Here is a 16,094-nt window from a genome sequence, read left to right on the forward strand (position 1 = left end):
TCTGGGCCGCATCGTCGAAATGGCGCCCAAGCGCGAGTTCTACAGCCGCCCGCTCCACCCCTACGCCCAGGCGCTGCTCGGCTCGGTGCCCGTGTCGCATCCGAGCAAGCGCCACGCCCGCAAGCGCCTCGAAGGCGAGATCCCGAGCCCGCTCAACCCGCCCTCCGGCTGCCACTTCCACCCGCGCTGCAGGTTCGCCCGCGACATCTGCAAGGTGCAGGTGCCCGAGCTGCGCAGCATCAGTGCCACGCGGCAGGCGGCGTGCCATTTCGCCGAAGAGATCGCTGAATCTGCGTCTGCCTCTCCTTGATCTTTCCCCGCGGGGGGGATCACCGCGCCGCCGGTGACGCCGAGTGCACGCCTGTCTGCCTCCTCAGCGACCCGGCCCTGCCCGGATGATCAGCTTGCGACCCACCTTGGAGGCGTGAACTATCGCCCGGTGCAGCGGACCGGAGGGGACTCAATGACGCCACCAGCAGACGTGCCGACACTCAGCCAATGGGCCGGCGGCAGGGACCGTATCGCAGCGCTGACGGCCCGGTTCTATGACAAGGTTCCGGCCGATCCCGTGCTCGGCCCGGTCTTCGCCAACATGGACCCAAAGCACGCCGCCCATGTCGCGAGCTTCATCGCCGAGGTGTTCGGCGGTGGCACGCCCTATACCGATCACGGCGACTCGCATGGCAGCATGGTCGCCCGCCATCTCGGTCGCTCCCTGACCGAAGTGCAGCGTAAGCGCTGGATCGAACTCATGCTCGACACTGCCGACGAGGTCGGTCTGCCTGCCGACCCGGAGTTCCGGGCCGCCTTCGTCGGCTATCTCGAGTGGGGAAGCCGGATCGCCGTGCTCAACTCGCAGCCGGGCGTGGCGGCGCCCAAGGGCAATCCGCCTATGCCGGTCTGGGGCTGGGGTCCGCCGGGCGGACCGTATCAGGGGTAGGCGCCGGCGGGCACGAGCGGCGCGTGTGGCCTCCCCCACCCAGCTCCGCCACGGCTTCGCCTAGCTGCGCTACCCTCCCCACAAGGGGGAGGGAGACGACAGATCCGAAGCTAACAGTCGGGTCTCCCTCCCCTTGATGGGGAGGGCAGCGGAGCTTGTCCGCGTAGCGGGCTTAGCGGAGCTGGGTGGGGTGGGGCAGCGAGCGCCTGCCCTCAAAACTCCTCATGCGTGCGCGGATCGCCGTCGAACAGCCGCCCATCCGGGCGCGACAGCGCGTTGATCGCGGCCATATCGGCCTCATCCAGCGCAAAACCGGCGAGCTCGAGGTTCTCCCTCCGCCGCGACGGCGTGGCGGATTTGGGGATCGGCAGCACGCCCATTTGCAGGTGCCAGCGCAGCACCACCTGGGCCGGGGTGCGGTTGTGCTTGCTTGCCGCGGCGACCACGGCCGGCTCGGCCAGCAGCCCCGTGCCCTTGCCGATCGGCGTCCAGGCCTCGGTGAGAATGCCGCGTGCCTTGTCGGCGGCGCGCTGCTCTGACTGGTTGAAATAGGGATGCAACTCGATCTGGTTGACGCTCGGCGCAACGCCGGTCTTTGCGATCAACTGGTCGAGATGTTCGGGCAAGAAGTTCGAGACCCCGATCGAGCGGACGAGACCGCGCTCGCGCGCTTCGATCATCCCCTCCCAGGCTTCGACGAACAGCTGCTGGCTCGGGTTGGGCCAGTGGATCAGGTAGAGGTCGAGATAGTCGAGACCCGAGCGCAGCAGCGATTCCTCGATCGCCCAGGTGACATTGGGCTTCTTGTGGTGCCGGCCGGGAAGCTTCGAGGTGACGCGGATCTGCTCCCGCGGCACGCCGGACATCCGCACCGCTTTGCCGACGGCGCCCTCGTTCTCGTAGTTCACGGCGGAATCGAGCAGCCGGTAGCCCTCGCGCAGCGCTTCGGCCATGCCCTCGGCGCCGGGGATGCCACGCAGCGCATAGGTGCCGAGCCCGACTGCCGGAAGCGTCGTGCCATCGTTGAGGGTGTGATCGGGCAATGCGGGCATAAAACTCTCCTCCAGAGTGAGATCAGGAAAGGTTGCAGACCTTTTCGGTCCGATCTCACGACAAAACAAAGACTTGGAGCAGGAAGGCGATTCAAAGAAGCAACCCTGCTCTGGTATGGTAGCGCATAAGAGAGGACTGGGCGCGATAACGCCATCCCCAAAAAGGCGTGTTGCGCTTGCGAACGGGCGCGCCGGCAACCAGACTCTGCCGATGACCAGACCTGATTCACTGAGCTTGGCTGCTGCGCTCGCCTTTGTGCTGCTTGGCGCCGTCCCCGTTGCGGCCGCCACCGACCCGATCTGCAAGCCGACCGAGTTCGAAGGCGCCCGCTACACCGTGTGCCACACCACTCCGGCAGCGCTGGAACTGCACTGGCGCAATGGCGAAGACCGACCCTATCGCAGTTTCGGCGCCCTGGCTGACGCTCTGCAAGCCGAAGGCCGGCCACTGCGCTTTGCCATCAATGCCGGCATGTACGACACCGATTTCCGCCCCATCGGCCTTTATGTCGAGGAGGGACAGCGGCGGGTGAAGCTCAACACGGCCGAACCGGCGGCCGGCAAGAAGCCGATTCCCAACTTCTACAAGAAGCCTAACGGGGTGTTCTTCATCACCGGTGACACCGCGAGCATCGTCCCCACCGAGGCTTATCTCGCCACCGCCCCGGAACCCCGGCTCGCCACCCAGTCCGGTCCGTTACTGGTGATATCGGGGAAACTCCACCCGGCGCTGATCCCCAACTCCACCGACCGCACCCGCCGCAGCGGCGTCGGCGTGTGCGACCAGGGCGAGGTGATCTTCGCCATTTCCGATGCCGGAGTGAACTTCCACGAGTTCGCCCGCCTGTTCCGCGATCAGCTCGGTTGCGCCAATGCGCTGTTCCTCGATGGCGGGCGCGGGGTCGGGCTATACGATCCGGCGCTGGGGCGGAACGATATCTCGTGGCACGGCGGCTTTGGGCCGATACTGGCGGTGGCGGGGGAGTAGCTCCCGTCTTACCTCGCAGCCGGAGCGGGCTGACCCCCACCCCTGTCCCCTCCCCCTAAGAAAGGGGAGGGAGACCCTCACGCTGAAATCGAGGCTGGCGTCTCCCTCCCCCTGTTTGAGGGGGAGGGGACAGGGGTGGGGGTCAGCCCGCACCGGCGATGCAATTGCTCTCTGGGAAGCCCCCTGCCCTAAGTCGCCTTCCCCACCGCCGCCGCGGCATGATCTTCCGCATTCTCCGGCAGATCATCGAAGCTCGAATAGTTCATGGTGTAGAGCTTCGAATAGAGCCCCTGCTTTTCCATCAGCTGCTCGTGGTTGCCGCTCTCCAGGAGCTCGCCGTTCTGCAACACGATGATCCGGTCGGCGCCGCGGATGGTGGCGAGGCGGTGGGCGATGACGAGGCCGGTGCGGCCTTCCAACAGCCGCTTCAGCGCCTTCTGGATCAGCATTTCGGTATAGCTGTCGATATTGGCCGTCGCCTCGTCGAGGACGAGGATCTTGGCGTCGGCCACCAGGGCGCGGGCAAAGCTGATCAGCTGCCTTTGGCCCAGCGACAGGTTGCCGCCGCGCTGCTCGAGCTTGGTGTCGTAGCCATCGGCCAGCGACATGATGAAATCATGCGCGCCCACGGCCTTGGCCGCCTCGATCACCTGCTCGCGAGTGGCCTCTTCCTTGTTGTAGCGGATGTTCTCGATCACCGAGCCGGTGAACAGGAACGGCTCCTGCAGCACCATCGCCACCTGCTGGCCGAGCGAATCCTGGGTGACGTCGCGCACATCGTACCCGCCCACGGTCACCGAGCCGTCCCACACGTCGTAGAAGCGGTGCACCAGCGACATGCAGCTCGATTTGCCCGAGCCGGTGGGGCCGACAATGGCAACCGTCTCGCCCGGGTTGACCCTGAAGCTGACATTCTTCAGCACCGGCAGGCCCTTGCGGTAGCCGAAGGTGACATCCTTGAACTCGACCGAACCATCCATCTGCGCGGTCAACGGGAAGGCATCGGGCTTGTCCTCGATGCTGACCGGCACGTCGAGCACTTCGACGATGCGGGTGCCCGACGACATGGCGCGCTGGAACACCGAATACTGCATGGTGAGCGAGCGGATCGGATCGAAAAAGCGCTGGATGTAGAACAGGAACGCCACCATGACGCCGACATCGAGCTCGCGCCCCAGCACCATCTGGCCGCCGACCACGATGACCGAGGCCATGGAAATGCCGGTGAGCGTGTCGACGATCGGCACCATCACCTGGGCGAACTTGGCGGCGCGCAGGTGCGCCTTGAGATTGGCGCGGGCCTTTTCCTCGTAGAGATCGAAATTGACCTGCTGCCGATCGAGGCTCTGCACCGTGCGCACGCCGTTGATGCCTTCGGCCAGCGCGCCGTTGGCCGACGAGTTGGTGTGGTGCGCCGCCATGAAGCTGACCTTGGCCGGCGGCAGCCAGAACAGCCGCACGATGAACAGGATCGGCATGGTCGCCATGGTGATCAGCCCGAGCATCGGGTCGAGCCACAGCAGCACCCCGACAATGCCGAACAGGAGGACGATATCGCCGACCGAAAGCACCGAGGTTTCAAGGAACTCCTGCATGGAGTTGACGTCGCCCATCAGGCGCGACATCAGCCGGCCGACCTCGGTCTTGTCCATCCAGCCGAGCGACACCCGCTGCAGGTGCGCAAACATGGCGCGGCGCATATCGAACAGCACGTTCTCGGCGGCCTTGCCGACCACGGTTTCCTGGATCCACGACGAGGCGAAGTTGATGAAGATCAGCCCCGCGAACGCCACGATGCACCAGAGGAGGATCGAGCGCCCACCGCCGCCGGCCGCCATGCCGTTGTCGATGGCGTAGCGGATCACCAGCGGGAAGGCGAGCGAGGTGAAGGTGAACACCAGCACCGCCGCCACCGACAGGTAGATCTGGCCGCGATAGGGTTTCACGAAGGCCCAGATGCGACGGACGATTTTCGGATCGTACGCCTTGCCGAACACCTCTTCCTCGCGGTCGAGGCTCGAGCCGACCACGGCGCGGGGCGGGCGGCGGTTGCGGTCTTCGCTGTCGTCTTCGGTATTGAGCGTTGCCTCGGTCATTCGGCAGCCTCCAACTGGTCGTCGCCAGGCTTCACCTGGAGGTCGTAAAGGGCGCGGTAGCGGCCGCCGAGCGCCAGGAGCTCCTCGTGCGTGCCGCGCTCGACGATCTGGCCTTCGTCGATGAAGAGGATCTGGTTGGCATGCATGAGCGACGAAAGCCGGTGCGAGATGATCAGAGTCACCCGGTCCTTGGCGAAGCGCTTCATTGCCGTGCGGATGCGCTGCTCGGTGCCGGCATCGACCGCCGCGGTCGAGTCGTCGAACACCATCACCGCGGGCCGGAGCATCAGCGAGCGCGCAATGTTCAGCCGCTGGCGCTGGCCGCCCGACAGCGACACGCCGCGCTCGCCCACGATGGTCTCGTAACCGGTGGGGAGCCCGATGATGTAGTTGTGGAGCTGCGCATATTCCGAGGCGCTGGCGATGCGCGGCCCCTTCGCCCACGGATCGCCATAGGCGATGTTGTTCTCGATATTGGTGGTGAACAGGAACGAGTCCTGCTGCACCACCGCCACCGCCTGGCGGAGGCTCGCGAGGGTCAGCGCCCGCACGTCCTGCCCGTCGATGGTCACCCGGCCGCCTGTCACATCGTAAAAGCGCGGGATCAGGTGGGCGATGGTCGATTTGCCCGAGCCGGGCTTGCCGACGATACCGATGGTCTCGCCCTTTCTGCCCTCGAACGAGATGCCCTGGAGCACCGGACGGAACGGCGCCGAGGGATAGGCAAAATCGACATTCTCGAACTTCAGCGTGCCCTCGGAAAGCTTCAGCGGCTTGGCGCCCGGCTCGTCCTTGATTTCGATTTCGAGGTCGAGGAAGGCGAACAGCCGGTTGCCGCAGGTCGAGGCGCGGGCCACCGAGTTGACCAGGAGGCCCAGCTGACGCACCGGCATCTGCAGGATCGTCATGAAGGTGAGGAAAGAGGCCAGCGTTCCAACGGTCATTTCGCCGGCGATCACCCGCTCGCCGCCGTACCACAGCACCAGCGCCATCGAAGCGAAAAAGCTGATGTTCATGATCGAGGTGGAGTTGACCCGGATGTTGACGCGCTTGTGCGTCAGCTTGAGCGCCCGGTCGGAGGCCTCGTTGTATTTCTTCATCTCGTGCTGCGCGCCGGCGAAGGCCCGCACCACGCGGATGCCGCCGAGGTTTTCTTCCATGACGCGGCTCAGGTCCTGCAGCCGCTCCTGCAGCGTCAGCCAGGTGGCGCGGAGCTTCAGTTGCGTGAGCGAGGAGTTGACCGCGACGAACGGCGCAAAGCTGAGGGCCAGGAGGCCCAGGATCCAGTCGGTCGAGATCAGCATATAGGCGCCGACCCCGATCAGCGTGCCGAGCAGCACGATGCGCAACAGGCCCGTGGCAAAGAACATGCGCACGCCCTCGAGATCGAGCATGCCGACGGTGATCAGGTCACCGGTATGCACCTTGTCGTGGTAGGAAAAGCTGAGCCGCTGGATCTTCTCGTACACTGCGAGGCGCAGCTCATAGGCCGTGTGATGGCCCACCGCTTCGCCGAAATAGTTCATCGACATCGTGAACAGGCCGCGCAGGATCGACACCACGAGGAGGATCAGCGCGATGGTCCACAGCGCCTCTACCGCCCCGGCCCCACCATCCAGCACGCCCTCGGCCCGATCGACGGCCTGCCCCAGCAGCACCGGGGTCGACAGTTGCAGTGCCGATGAAATGAAGCACGAGATGATGGTGATCACCACCATCCAGGGGTGACGCCAGGTCAGCACCATGATGCGCCACAGGGTGGTCAACCCCTTGCCCTGCTGCGCAGCGATGACGTGTGACATTGCATCGCCGGGCGAATAGGCGCTGCGCGGAGCATTCGAGCTCAATTTGAGGGTCCAGACATAAAGCTTTAGGGCCTGCCCTCGCCGGAATATTGGCGGACAGACTCGGCCCGGTAGAACCAGAGGAAGAATTATGTCTTCGCGCTGATTTGCGTTCTGTTCAAGGCAGATATGCCGGCGCGGCAGGGTACTTTCGTATCAACGCCGCAAGCCTCTGCCATGATGTTGCACGAATGCAACCTCAACCTTGACGATGACGTTGAGGGCGACATGACCCGCGAACACAAGATGCAAGCCCCGGACGATGGCGGCGAAGGCCAGCCGCCGCTTGAGAATACCGACTTCCGCGAAGAGGACGAAGCCTTCCGCGCCGCAGTGCGCAAGACCGCCTATTTCCTCTGGGAGCAGGACGGCCGTCCGCATGGCCGGCACGACGAATATTACCTCCGCGCCCTCGCCCGCCACCGCCGCGAGCGGGAGTACGACCAGTGGCTCGAGGATGGACCGGACGGCGACGAGCCATAGGCCCTGCCAGCTCGCGGTTACTTGCGCACCGAGTTGAGCACCACGTCGGCGAAGGCGTTGCCGATATCGGCGGCGTTCTGCGGGCCGCGCGGGGTCAGCCAGAGGAAGCTGTAGAAATACATCCCCAGCAGACCCTTCAGCACCACGCTCGGGGTCGGCTTGAACACCCCCTTGGTCAGCCCGTCGGCCAGCGCCATGGCCCAGATCGCCTGGTAGTCCGAATGCAGCCCCGTCACCGCGCGACGACGCTCGTCGGTCAAGGCATGCAGTTCGCGGAAGCACACCGTCATCTCCGACAGGTGCTCGGAAATGGTCATCATCAGCGCCCGGCTCAGCGCCCGCACCCGCTCGACCGGATCGGTTTCGGCGTCGGCAATGGCTCGCCCGTCGGTGATCAGATCCGACATGTAGGCCGTGGTGATATCGTAGAGCAGGTCTTCCTTGCTCGAGATGTGATAGTAGAGCGCCCCGCGCCCCAGCCCCGTTGCTTCGCTGATCTCGTTGACCCCGACCCCGGAGTAACCGCGGTCGGCGAACAGGGTCGCAGCCACCTGCAGCACCTTGAGCCGCGTCGGCGACACTTTGCGGCCATCACCCTTGTCGGCCTGAAGCTTGGTCATTTGCTCGTTCATCTAGACTCGTTCCGTCCGACACTGGCGCACTTGCGCTGTGTTTGGCCAAGTTTCACAGACCGGTCAATCCACAGACCACAATCGCCGGGTTGACCGCGATCTCTCATCGCCTCTATTGTACCGATCGGTCACCATGACACAAGCGCAAAGCTGGCATGGTCCATCGGGGTCAGGGAGGACGTGAAATGCCTGCATCTTCAGCAGATTGCGCGACTTCCGCCGCCTCCTGGACCGCGCGCCGAGCAACCGTAACATCGCTGTCCAGGCTCGACCAGTCGGTACAGAATCTTATTGGAGGCACTGAACGTGTCTGACGAAAACTCCCCGCCCGGCTGGGCCGGAACCATCAAGGGCATGCCGAGCGTCGGCAGCTTCGCCGAGCGGTCGCGTCGCGTGACGATGCGCGACATCGAGTCGTTCACCGAGATGACCGGCGACCGCAACCCGCTGCATTACGACCGCGAACTGGCCGAAAGCACGGTGTTCGGCAAGCTGATCGTCCAGGGCGGCGTCACCTCAGGCATCCTCAATGCCATTGTCGCCGAGGACCTTCCCGGCCCGGGAACTGTGTTTCTCGGGGTCGAATGGAAGTTTTCCAAGGCCGTCGGCGTCGATGAGGAGATCACCGGCCGGGTCGAAGTGACCAAGGTTCGCGAGGACAAGCCGATCGTCACGCTGACCACCACGATCCGCAATGCCGAGGGCGAAGTCTGCCTCTCCGGCACCGCTACCACCTACACCGTGCCGCTGCGCAAAGCCGGGTAACGCCGGCTGGGGACGGCCCCGCTTCGGCTGATTGACAAGCCGCAGAACCACCACTAAGCCTGTACCGACCGATCGGTACAACAAATACCCAGGCCGGACGAACCGGACGGGTGATGCGAGGAACCGGTCTCAACAGGGAGGACCATCGAGATGACGACGTTTTCGCGCCGCAAGGCGCTGGCGCTGGCAGGCGCCGTAGCACTGGCTTCGGGATTGGCCGCCGCCACCCCGGCACTGGCGCAGGATTGCGAGAAGGTCGACCTGACCTTCACCTTCTGGGGTTCGGTGAACGAGAAGAACGACATCGAAAACGCGGTGAAGAACTGGAACACCAACAACCCGTGTATCCAGGTCAAGCCGATGCATATTCCGGCGACCGGCACCAACTACGTGCAGAAGCTGACCACCATGATCGCGTCGAACACGGCGCCCGATATCGGCTATCTCGGTGAGAACCAGGCCTTCCAGTGGGCCACCGAAGGCAAGATCCTCGACCTGTCGCCCTATATGGGCGAGACCCCCGACCAGCAGTACATCAAGTCGACCATCTACAAGGCCGGCGACACCCTGATGGGCACCGGCCTCGCCACCGGCGTCATGCTGATCTACTACAACAAGGACGTGTTCGACGCCGCCGGCGTCCCCTACCCGCCGGCCAAGGCCGAAGAAGCCTGGACCTGGCAGCAGTTCGTCGACAACGCCAAGCTCCTGACCAAGGATCGCTCGGGTAAGAACGCCACCGACCCGGCCTTCGACCCCAACGCCATCGACACGTTCGGCGTGACGCTGCCCTCATGGTGGGGTGGCTGGTATCCCTACGTGATGTCCAATGGCGGCCAGTTTGCCAACGAGGACGGCACCGCGCTCACCCTCAACTCGCCCGAGGCGGTTGAAGCCCTGCAGGGTTTCCAGGACCTGATCTACAAGGATCATGTCATGCCCAACCCGACCCAGACCTCGAGCCTGCCCACCGGCGACGTGCTGATGCAGTCGCGCAAGGTCGCCATGAGCATGGACGGCATGTGGCGCGTCACCGACTTTGCCAAGCTCGGCATCAACTGGGGCGTCGGCGTGCTGCCCAAGTGGAAGACCGCCGAAACCGTGGTGCTCTCGGTGCCCAAGGTGATCTTCAGCCAGACCAAGCACCCCAAGGAAGCCTACGAGTTCTACAAGTACATCTCCGATCCGGCACAGGTCGGGCTGTTCAAGTCGGGCCTCTGGGCGCCGCACGAGAAGGCCTATTTCACCGACCCCGATCTGCTCAAGACCTGGGTGCAGGCCGAAGACAGCGCCTATCCGCCCGAAGCGATGGATGCCATCGTCGACTACACGCTGAACCATGCGCCGCAGCAGGCGCCGGTCTACCAGCTGAAGAATATCGGGCAGATCATGAGCGAGGCTGTTGAACCCAACATCCAGCAGATCATGAACAACAAGGCGACCGCCCAGGACGCCATGGACAAGGCCGTCGCCACGGCGCAGCCGATGATGCAGGGCCGCTGGTAAGCAATGACGAACTCCTCCTCCCCTGACGGAGTGATGCTGACGGAGCGGCCTTCGGGCCGCTCCGCCACGACCGGCGCCCGGGCGAGGATGAGCCCGCGCCGTCGCTCCGAGATCACCTGGGCGTTGATCTTCGTGGCGCCCGCCGTTCTCGGCTTCGTGCTGCTCAAGGCGATGCCGATCCTGTTCAGCCTGTATATCTCGATGACCGACTGGAGCGCCGTCGGCGACGCGCATTGGGTCGGGCTCGACAACTTCGAAAAGATGCTGTTTGCCGATCCGCTGTTCTGGCGCTCGCTGCAGGTCACGGCCTATTACACGCTGGTCTCGGTGCCGGTGAGCATGGCCTTCGCCTTTTTCCTCGCGACGCTGCTCAATCAGCGCATCCCGGGCCTCGGCATCTTCCGCACCATTTTCTACATCCCCTCGATCGTGCCGATCATTGCTTCGACAGTGATCTGGCTGTGGATGTTCAACCCCGATTTCGGCCTGTTCAATTCCGTGCTCGGCGCCGTCGGCATTCCGAAGCTGCAGTACATTTTCAGCGAGGACCAGGTGGTCCCGTCGCTGGTGTTCATGAGCATCTGGGGCGTCGGCCCGATGATGATCATCTTCCTCGCCGGCCTCCAGGAAGTGCCCAAGGAGCTCTATGAGGCCGCCGATATCGACGGCTCCAATGCCTGGCACAAGCTGGTGCACATCACCCTGCCGATGATGACGCCGACGATCCTCTTCAACCTGATGATCTCGATGGTCGCCGCGTTCCAGACCTTCGTGCAGCCGTTCATCATGACCAATGGCGGCCCCAATAATGGCAGCCTGTTCTTCGTGTTCTGGATCTACCGCAAGGCCTTCCAGGACTCGCAGATGGGTTACGCCTCGGCGCTGGCCTGGGCCCTGTTCATCGTCATCTCGGTGCTGAGCTACCTGATCTTCCGGACATCCAACAAATGGGTGTTCTACCGCGGAGGCGATGACTGATGAGCGCCATGGAAAACGACACCTCGATCGGCGACAGCCTCATCCGCAACACGCCCGGGGTGAACAAGCGCCGCCTCGCTTTCCTGCTCTGCGTGCTCCTGAGCATCGCGATGATCCTGCCGCTCGCCTGGCTGGCGCGCTCGTCGCTGATGGAAATGGGGCAGATCTTCATCTTCCCGCCGGAGTGGATCCCCAACCCCTTCGCCTGGCACAACTACCCCGACGCGCTCACCACCATCCCGTTCTTCCTCTATCTGTGGAACTCGGCGCTGGTGGTGGTGCCGACCATTGTCGGCACGCTGTTCAGTTCGTCGCTCGCCGCCTATGCCTTCGCGCGCCTCAACTGGCCGTTCCGCGACCAGATCTTCGCCGTGCTGATGGCGACGCTGATGCTGCCCTATGTCATCACGCTGATCCCGACCTTCCTGATCTGGTCGGGGCTGGGGTTCGTTGACACCTATGTGCCGCTGATCGTGCCGCATTGGCTGGGCACCAACGTGTTCTACATTTTCCTGCTGCGCCAGTTCTTCAAGGCGCTGCCCAAGGAACTCGACGAGGCGGCGATCATCGACGGGGCGCACATCGTCCAGGTGTTCTGGTACATCGTGCTGCCGCTCAGCCGGCCGGCCCTGCTGGTGGTGGCGATCCTTTCCGGGCTCGGCGCCTGGAACGACTTCGTCGATCCGCTCGTCTACATCAACTCGTCGGAAAAATACACGGTAGCGCTTGGCCTTAGCCAGTTCGTCGGGCTGTACACCAGCCAGTGGAGCCTGTTGATGGCGGCTGCGACCGTGGTGATCATCCCGGTGATCATCGTCTTCTTCTTCACCCAACGCTACTTCATGACCAGCATCACCATGACTGGGCTCAAGGGCTGATAACGCCACAAGGGATGAGCAGTGACTGATACGAAATCGAACACCCGGCCGCGCATCGCCCTGGTCGGAGCCGGTGGCCTCGGCAAGGTGTGGGCAGAGACCATCGCCGCCGATGCCAAGGTGGAGTTTGCCGCCATCGTCGATCCGCTGATCGGCAGCGGCAAGGAATCGGCCTGGCTGGCCAACCACGCCGCCGTGCCGAAATTCACCACCCTCGATGAGGCGGCGAAGGCGGGGCTCGACGCCGTCGTCGTCACCGCCCACTCGACCGTGCATGCCGATATCCTGAGAAACGCCGTGGCCCTGGGGCTCAACGCCCTGGTCGAAAAGCCCTTCACCATCAGCTATGCCGACAGCGAGGACATCGTTGCCCGCGCCAAGGCGAAGGGCGTGACGGTGATGGTCAGCCAGAACTACCGGTTCTTCCCCGGCGCCCTGCTGATCCGCGACATGGTGCGCGACCGCCGCTATGGCGGCGTCGTCTCGGTGGTCGGCGAATTCTGGTGCGATTGGGCCGGCAAGCCCTACCAGCACACCATGACCCATGTCATGGGGCTCGAGATGGCGGTGCATCACTTCGATCTCTGCCGCGCCATGTTCGATGCCGACGCGGTGGGCGGCTATGTGCGCGAGTGGCAGCCGGCCAACTCGCAATATGCCGGCGGCGGCGCCATCGAGGCGCTGTTCGACATGCGGGGCGCGGTCACCGACTTCCCCTTCACCTATACCGGCAGCCTCGTCGGCCGGGCGCCGCGCACCCCCTGGGGCGGCAAGTGGCGCATCGAATTCGACACCGAGACGCTGGTGGTCGACGAGATCGATGGTCGCTATGGCGTCTATCGGGCCCATGCCGAGGGCAACGAGTGGCTCGCCTCGTTCGATGGCGAGACCATGGGCTTCAACCGGCCATTCGAGCATTTCGTCGACTGCCTCATGGCCGGCAAGGAGCCGTGGAGCTCGGGACGCGACAATCTGGGCACGATGAAAATGGCGCTCGGCGCCGAGTTCTTCGGCAAGCGATGACACGGCGCGACGACATCCTTGCCGGGCTCGCGGCGAAACGGGCCGCCGGCCGCGCCATCATCGGCGCGGGCGCCGGCACCGGCATCTCGGCCAAGTTCCTCTACAAGGGCGGCGCCGACCTGATCTTCATCTACAATTCGGGCCGCTTCCGCATGCAGGGGCTGAGCTCGTGGGTGGGGCACCTGCCATTCGGCGATGCCAATGCCATCGTCATGGAAATGGGCGAGCGCGAAGTGATGCCGGTGGTACCCGATGCCAACGTCATCGCCGGTGTCTGCGGGTTCGACCCGACCCGCCGGATGAGCCATTTCCTGCCCAAGGTGGTGGAAGCAGGCTTTGCCGGGGTCATCAACTACCCCACCGTCGCGGTGATCGACGGTCGCATGCGCGCCGATCTCGAGGCCGGCGGCCTTGGCTTCGACAAGGAAGTCGAGATGATCCGCATCGCCTGCGGCCTCGGCCTCGTGACCACCGCCTATGTCTGCACACCCGATGAAGCGGTGGCGATGATCGGCGCCGGCGTCGACATGATCGTCGCCCATATGGGGCTCACCGTCGGCGGCGCCATCGGCGCGCAGCACGCGATGGCCATGGATGAGGCGGCCAAGGGGGTGGCGGCCATTGCCGCAGCCAGCCGCAAGGCCCGCAGCGATGTGTTCGTCGTCGCCCATGGCGGGCCGATCGCCGGCCCGGCCGATGCGGAAAAGCTGTTCAAGCTGGTCGAGGTCGACGGTTTTGTCGGCGCCTCCAGCATGGAGCGGCTGCCGATCGAGGAGCCGCTCAGGGCCAACACCCACGCCTTCACCCAGTTGCGCACCCGCTGACATGCCCAGCGTCGCGCTCATCGTGTCGCTCGACACCAAGGCCGATGAGGCCCGCTACCTGCGCGACCAGATCACCGCTGCCGGGGTGGCGGTCGAGGTGGTGGATTTCGGCACCGGCACGCCGGGCTTTGCGCCCGATGTCACCGCCGACACGCTGGCGCGGCTCGGCAGCGGCTCGCTCGAGCACCTGGCAGCAACCCGCGATCGCGCCGCAGCCATCGATACCATGATGCGGGGCGCCGCCGCCTGGGTCGGCCTCGCCTACGCGCGGGGCCAGCTTGCCGGGGTCATCGCCATCGGCGGCTCGGGTGGCACGGCTGTCGGCACCGCGGCGATGCGCACCCTGCCCTTCGGCGTGCCCAAGGTGATGGTCTCGACGGTCGCCGCCTCCGATGTCCGCTCCTATGTCGGCACCAAGGACATCACCATGATCAACTCGGTGGTGGATTTCGCCGGGCTCAACCCGATCAGCGAACCGGTGCTGCGCAACGCCGCTGCGGCGGTTGCCGCCATGGCCGAGGCGCAGGCGAAACCCAGCGCCCTCGCCGCCCAGCGCCTGATCGCCGCGAGCCAGTTCGGCGTGACGACGCCGGCGGTGGAGCACGCCCACGCCCTGCTCGCGGCAGCCGGCTATACGCTGGTGCCGTTCCACGCCACCGGGATCGGCGGCCAGACCATGGAGGCGCTGATCGCCGATGGGCTGTTCGAGGCGGTGCTCGATCTCACCACCACCGAATGGGCCGATGAGATCGCCGGCGGCAACCTCTCGGCCGGTCCCGACCGGCTCGGCGCGGCGGGCCGGCTCGGCATCCCGCAGGTCATCGCCCCCGGGGCGCTCGATATGGCGAACTTCTTCGGCGTGCCGGTGCCCGAACGCCACGCCACCCGGCTGATCCACCAGCACAATGCCAATGTGGCGCTGATGCGCACCACGCCGGAAGAAAACGCAACCATCGGCCGCCGCATTGCCGAGCAGCTTAACCGCGCCTCCGGCCCGGTCACCCTGCTGTTCCCGCTGCGCGGCGTCTCGGCGCTCGACGCCGAGGGCCAGCCCTTCTTCGATCGCGCCGCCGACGAGGCGCTGCTCGAGGCTTTCCGCCGGCACCTTGCGCCGCAGGTACGGCTCATCGAGCTCGACCTTCACATCAACGACCCCGCCTTTGCCGCTGCGGCCGTTGCCGAACTCCTCACTCTCATCGATCAGCACAAGAAGAGACGCCATGCCTAAGACCACCGCCACCGAGAAGAACTTCCCCGACTGGAGCGAGACCCAGAATTACGGCATCAGCCACCTCAAGGTCGGTGCCGAGGTCGAGCATCATTTCCATGATTGCCATGAGTACTGGATCATCATCTCGGGCGAAGGCGAGGCGATGAGCGAGGGCAAGCCCTATCACCTCGGCCCCGGCGACATGCTGCTGACCAAGGCCGGCGACTACCACTCGCTGAAGGTCACCAAGGAGATGGTCGCCGTCTACTATTACGGCGTGATGCCCGAGCACGGCCGCTGGGGGCACCTGCATGACGGCGAAGACCTGCCCTGGGCGGAGCACCTCGCCTCGCTGAAGGCCAAGGCCTGATGACCATCAAGCACGTCGTCCTGTTCGACTATGCCGAGACGGCGCCCGAGAGCGAAATCCAGGCGGTGATATCGGGCCTCAACGGCCTGCCCGACCAGATCGACGAGATCCGGGACTGGTCGCTGGTCGAAGATCTCGGCAAGCGCCCGGGCTCGTTCCGCTTCTGCCTGATCGCCCATTTCGACGACATGGCCGCGATGGAGCGCTACCTCGCGCATCCGGCGCACGTCAAAGCGGTGGAGCGGGCCATGCCCATCCTGACCAAACTGGCCGAGCACGACCATCTGATCTGAGGCGGTGCAGTCGGGCTCCCTCTCCCGCTTGCGGGGGAGGGCAACCGCAGATGGCCCGGCCATCGTGACCTCCAAGACCCCCTTGCATGTTGATTCTCGCCGACTCGTAGCAGGTTCGGTGATCCCCGGTCGGTGGCCGCCGGCCGGGGATCGGATGGGCGGGACCGTCACCCCCTGGGCATAGCACCGTAAGAGAGCTTGGTCCGTTCGTC

At 64.8% G+C, this 16,094-nt stretch carries 17 protein-coding genes; 13 read left to right on the plus strand and 4 right to left on the minus strand.

Features of this window, described 5'->3' with window-relative positions; genetic code table 11:
- Nucleotides 1–19: 19 nt before the first annotated feature.
- Together VGV07_RS27360 and VGV07_RS02255 are read left to right on the plus strand one after the other, a co-directional pair.
- On the plus strand, nucleotides 20–310 hold the full coding sequence (locus VGV07_RS27360) for an oligopeptide/dipeptide ABC transporter ATP-binding protein (protein WP_414649902.1): 291 nt from the start codon (nucleotides 20–22) through the stop codon (nucleotides 308–310).
- Between the two features lie 153 nt (nucleotides 311–463).
- A complete protein-coding gene (locus tag VGV07_RS02255; protein ID WP_326867061.1) occupies nucleotides 464–940 on the plus strand; it encodes a group II truncated hemoglobin in 477 nt (158 codons plus the stop codon).
- A gap of 212 nt (nucleotides 941–1,152) precedes the next feature.
- On the opposite strand, the gene VGV07_RS02260 is transcribed toward VGV07_RS02255, so the two are convergent.
- The gene (locus VGV07_RS02260) at nucleotides 1,153–1,992 is read right to left on the minus strand and encodes an aldo/keto reductase (RefSeq protein ID WP_326867062.1); all 840 of its coding nucleotides are present in this window, start codon (nucleotides 1,990–1,992) and stop codon (nucleotides 1,153–1,155) included.
- 211 nt (nucleotides 1,993–2,203) lie between these two features.
- On the opposite strand from VGV07_RS02260, the gene VGV07_RS02265 reads away from it, so the two are divergent.
- Complete coding sequence (locus VGV07_RS02265; RefSeq protein WP_326867063.1) at nucleotides 2,204–2,980, plus strand: phosphodiester glycosidase family protein; 777 nt, start codon at nucleotides 2,204–2,206, stop codon at nucleotides 2,978–2,980.
- A gap of 188 nt (nucleotides 2,981–3,168) precedes the next feature.
- Here the strand turns inward: VGV07_RS02265 and VGV07_RS02270 are convergent, their stop codons facing one another.
- Both VGV07_RS02270 and VGV07_RS02275 read right to left on the minus strand, forming a co-directional pair.
- Complete coding sequence (locus VGV07_RS02270; RefSeq protein WP_326867064.1) at nucleotides 3,169–5,076, minus strand: ABC transporter ATP-binding protein; 1,908 nt, start codon at nucleotides 5,074–5,076, stop codon at nucleotides 3,169–3,171.
- Entirely contained in the window at nucleotides 5,073–6,878 is a 1,806-nt protein-coding gene (locus tag VGV07_RS02275; protein ID WP_414649903.1) for an ABC transporter ATP-binding protein, read from the minus strand. Before VGV07_RS02275 ends, VGV07_RS02270 begins: the two co-directional genes overlap by 4 nt.
- 270 nt (nucleotides 6,879–7,148) lie before the next feature.
- Between VGV07_RS02275 and VGV07_RS02280 the strand changes: the two genes are divergently transcribed.
- Entirely contained in the window at nucleotides 7,149–7,403 is a 255-nt protein-coding gene (locus tag VGV07_RS02280) for a DUF2934 domain-containing protein (RefSeq protein WP_326867066.1), read from the plus strand.
- Between the two features lie 17 nt (nucleotides 7,404–7,420).
- Here the strand turns inward: VGV07_RS02280 and VGV07_RS02285 are convergent, their stop codons facing one another.
- Nucleotides 7,421–8,023 carry a TetR/AcrR family transcriptional regulator gene (locus VGV07_RS02285; RefSeq protein WP_326867067.1) on the minus strand — a complete coding sequence of 201 codons (603 nt, stop codon included), beginning with the start codon at nucleotides 8,021–8,023 and terminating at the stop codon, nucleotides 7,421–7,423.
- A 318-nt stretch (nucleotides 8,024–8,341) separates the two neighbouring features.
- Between VGV07_RS02285 and VGV07_RS02290 the strand changes: the two genes are divergently transcribed.
- The 9 genes from VGV07_RS02290 (at nucleotide 8,342) to VGV07_RS02330 (ending at nucleotide 15,882) form a co-directional block, all read left to right on the plus strand.
- A complete protein-coding gene (locus tag VGV07_RS02290) occupies nucleotides 8,342–8,800 on the plus strand; it encodes a MaoC family dehydratase (RefSeq protein ID WP_326867068.1) in 459 nt (152 codons plus the stop codon).
- Between the two features lie 150 nt (nucleotides 8,801–8,950).
- Complete coding sequence (locus VGV07_RS02295) at nucleotides 8,951–10,306, plus strand: sugar ABC transporter substrate-binding protein (protein WP_326867069.1); 1,356 nt, start codon at nucleotides 8,951–8,953, stop codon at nucleotides 10,304–10,306.
- 3 nt (nucleotides 10,307–10,309) lie between these two features.
- Nucleotides 10,310–11,284: a sugar ABC transporter permease gene (locus VGV07_RS02300; RefSeq protein ID WP_326867070.1), complete on the plus strand. Its 975-nt coding sequence runs from the start codon at nucleotides 10,310–10,312 to the stop codon at nucleotides 11,282–11,284.
- Nucleotides 11,284–12,162 (plus strand): carbohydrate ABC transporter permease, encoded by an 879-nt coding sequence (locus VGV07_RS02305; protein WP_326867071.1) that lies wholly within the window; start codon nucleotides 11,284–11,286, stop codon nucleotides 12,160–12,162. The genes VGV07_RS02300 and VGV07_RS02305 overlap by 1 nt, the downstream gene beginning before the upstream one ends.
- 21 nt (nucleotides 12,163–12,183) lie before the next feature.
- Entirely contained in the window at nucleotides 12,184–13,185 is a 1,002-nt protein-coding gene (locus VGV07_RS02310; protein WP_326867072.1) for a Gfo/Idh/MocA family oxidoreductase, read from the plus strand.
- Entirely contained in the window at nucleotides 13,182–14,009 is an 828-nt protein-coding gene (locus VGV07_RS02315; RefSeq protein WP_326867073.1) for a phosphoenolpyruvate hydrolase family protein, read from the plus strand. The genes VGV07_RS02310 and VGV07_RS02315 overlap by 4 nt, the downstream gene beginning before the upstream one ends.
- A 1-nt stretch (nucleotide 14,010) precedes the next feature.
- The gene (locus VGV07_RS02320; RefSeq protein ID WP_326867074.1) at nucleotides 14,011–15,237 is read left to right on the plus strand and encodes a Tm-1-like ATP-binding domain-containing protein; all 1,227 of its coding nucleotides are present in this window, start codon (nucleotides 14,011–14,013) and stop codon (nucleotides 15,235–15,237) included.
- Nucleotides 15,230–15,589, plus strand: a complete 360-nt coding sequence (locus VGV07_RS02325) for a cupin domain-containing protein (RefSeq protein WP_326867075.1) — start codon at nucleotides 15,230–15,232, stop codon at nucleotides 15,587–15,589. Before VGV07_RS02320 ends, VGV07_RS02325 begins: the two co-directional genes overlap by 8 nt.
- Nucleotides 15,589–15,882, plus strand: a complete 294-nt coding sequence (locus VGV07_RS02330) for a Dabb family protein (RefSeq protein WP_326867076.1) — start codon at nucleotides 15,589–15,591, stop codon at nucleotides 15,880–15,882. The genes VGV07_RS02325 and VGV07_RS02330 overlap by 1 nt, the downstream gene beginning before the upstream one ends.
- The last annotated feature ends 212 nt before the right edge of the window (nucleotides 15,883–16,094 follow it).

It is taken from the genome of Devosia sp. (assembly GCF_035944845.1).
Taxonomy (GTDB): domain Bacteria; phylum Pseudomonadota; class Alphaproteobacteria; order Rhizobiales; family Devosiaceae; genus Devosia_A.

Coding starts and splice junctions, on each gene's coding strand:
- VGV07_RS27360 (WP_414649902.1), top strand. CDS start 20: ATGGCGCCCAAGCGCGAGTTCTACAGCCGCCCGCTCCACCCCTACGCC.
- VGV07_RS02255 (WP_326867061.1), top strand. CDS start 464: ATGACGCCACCAGCAGACGTGCCGACACTCAGCCAATGGGCCGGCGGC.
- VGV07_RS02260 (WP_326867062.1), bottom strand. CDS start 1,992: ATGCCCGCATTGCCCGATCACACCCTCAACGATGGCACGACGCTTCCG.
- VGV07_RS02265 (WP_326867063.1), top strand. CDS start 2,204: ATGACCAGACCTGATTCACTGAGCTTGGCTGCTGCGCTCGCCTTTGTG.
- VGV07_RS02270 (WP_326867064.1), bottom strand. CDS start 5,076: ATGACCGAGGCAACGCTCAATACCGAAGACGACAGCGAAGACCGCAAC.
- VGV07_RS02275 (WP_414649903.1), bottom strand. CDS start 6,878: ATGTCACACGTCATCGCTGCGCAGCAGGGCAAGGGGTTGACCACCCTG.
- VGV07_RS02280 (WP_326867066.1), top strand. CDS start 7,149: ATGACCCGCGAACACAAGATGCAAGCCCCGGACGATGGCGGCGAAGGC.
- VGV07_RS02285 (WP_326867067.1), bottom strand. CDS start 8,023: ATGACCAAGCTTCAGGCCGACAAGGGTGATGGCCGCAAAGTGTCGCCG.
- VGV07_RS02295 (WP_326867069.1), top strand. CDS start 8,951: ATGACGACGTTTTCGCGCCGCAAGGCGCTGGCGCTGGCAGGCGCCGTA.
- VGV07_RS02300 (WP_326867070.1), top strand. CDS start 10,310: ATGACGAACTCCTCCTCCCCTGACGGAGTGATGCTGACGGAGCGGCCT.
- VGV07_RS02305 (WP_326867071.1), top strand. CDS start 11,284: ATGAGCGCCATGGAAAACGACACCTCGATCGGCGACAGCCTCATCCGC.
- VGV07_RS02315 (WP_326867073.1), top strand. CDS start 13,182: ATGACACGGCGCGACGACATCCTTGCCGGGCTCGCGGCGAAACGGGCC.
- VGV07_RS02320 (WP_326867074.1), top strand. CDS start 14,011: ATGCCCAGCGTCGCGCTCATCGTGTCGCTCGACACCAAGGCCGATGAG.
- VGV07_RS02325 (WP_326867075.1), top strand. CDS start 15,230: ATGCCTAAGACCACCGCCACCGAGAAGAACTTCCCCGACTGGAGCGAG.
- VGV07_RS02330 (WP_326867076.1), top strand. CDS start 15,589: ATGACCATCAAGCACGTCGTCCTGTTCGACTATGCCGAGACGGCGCCC.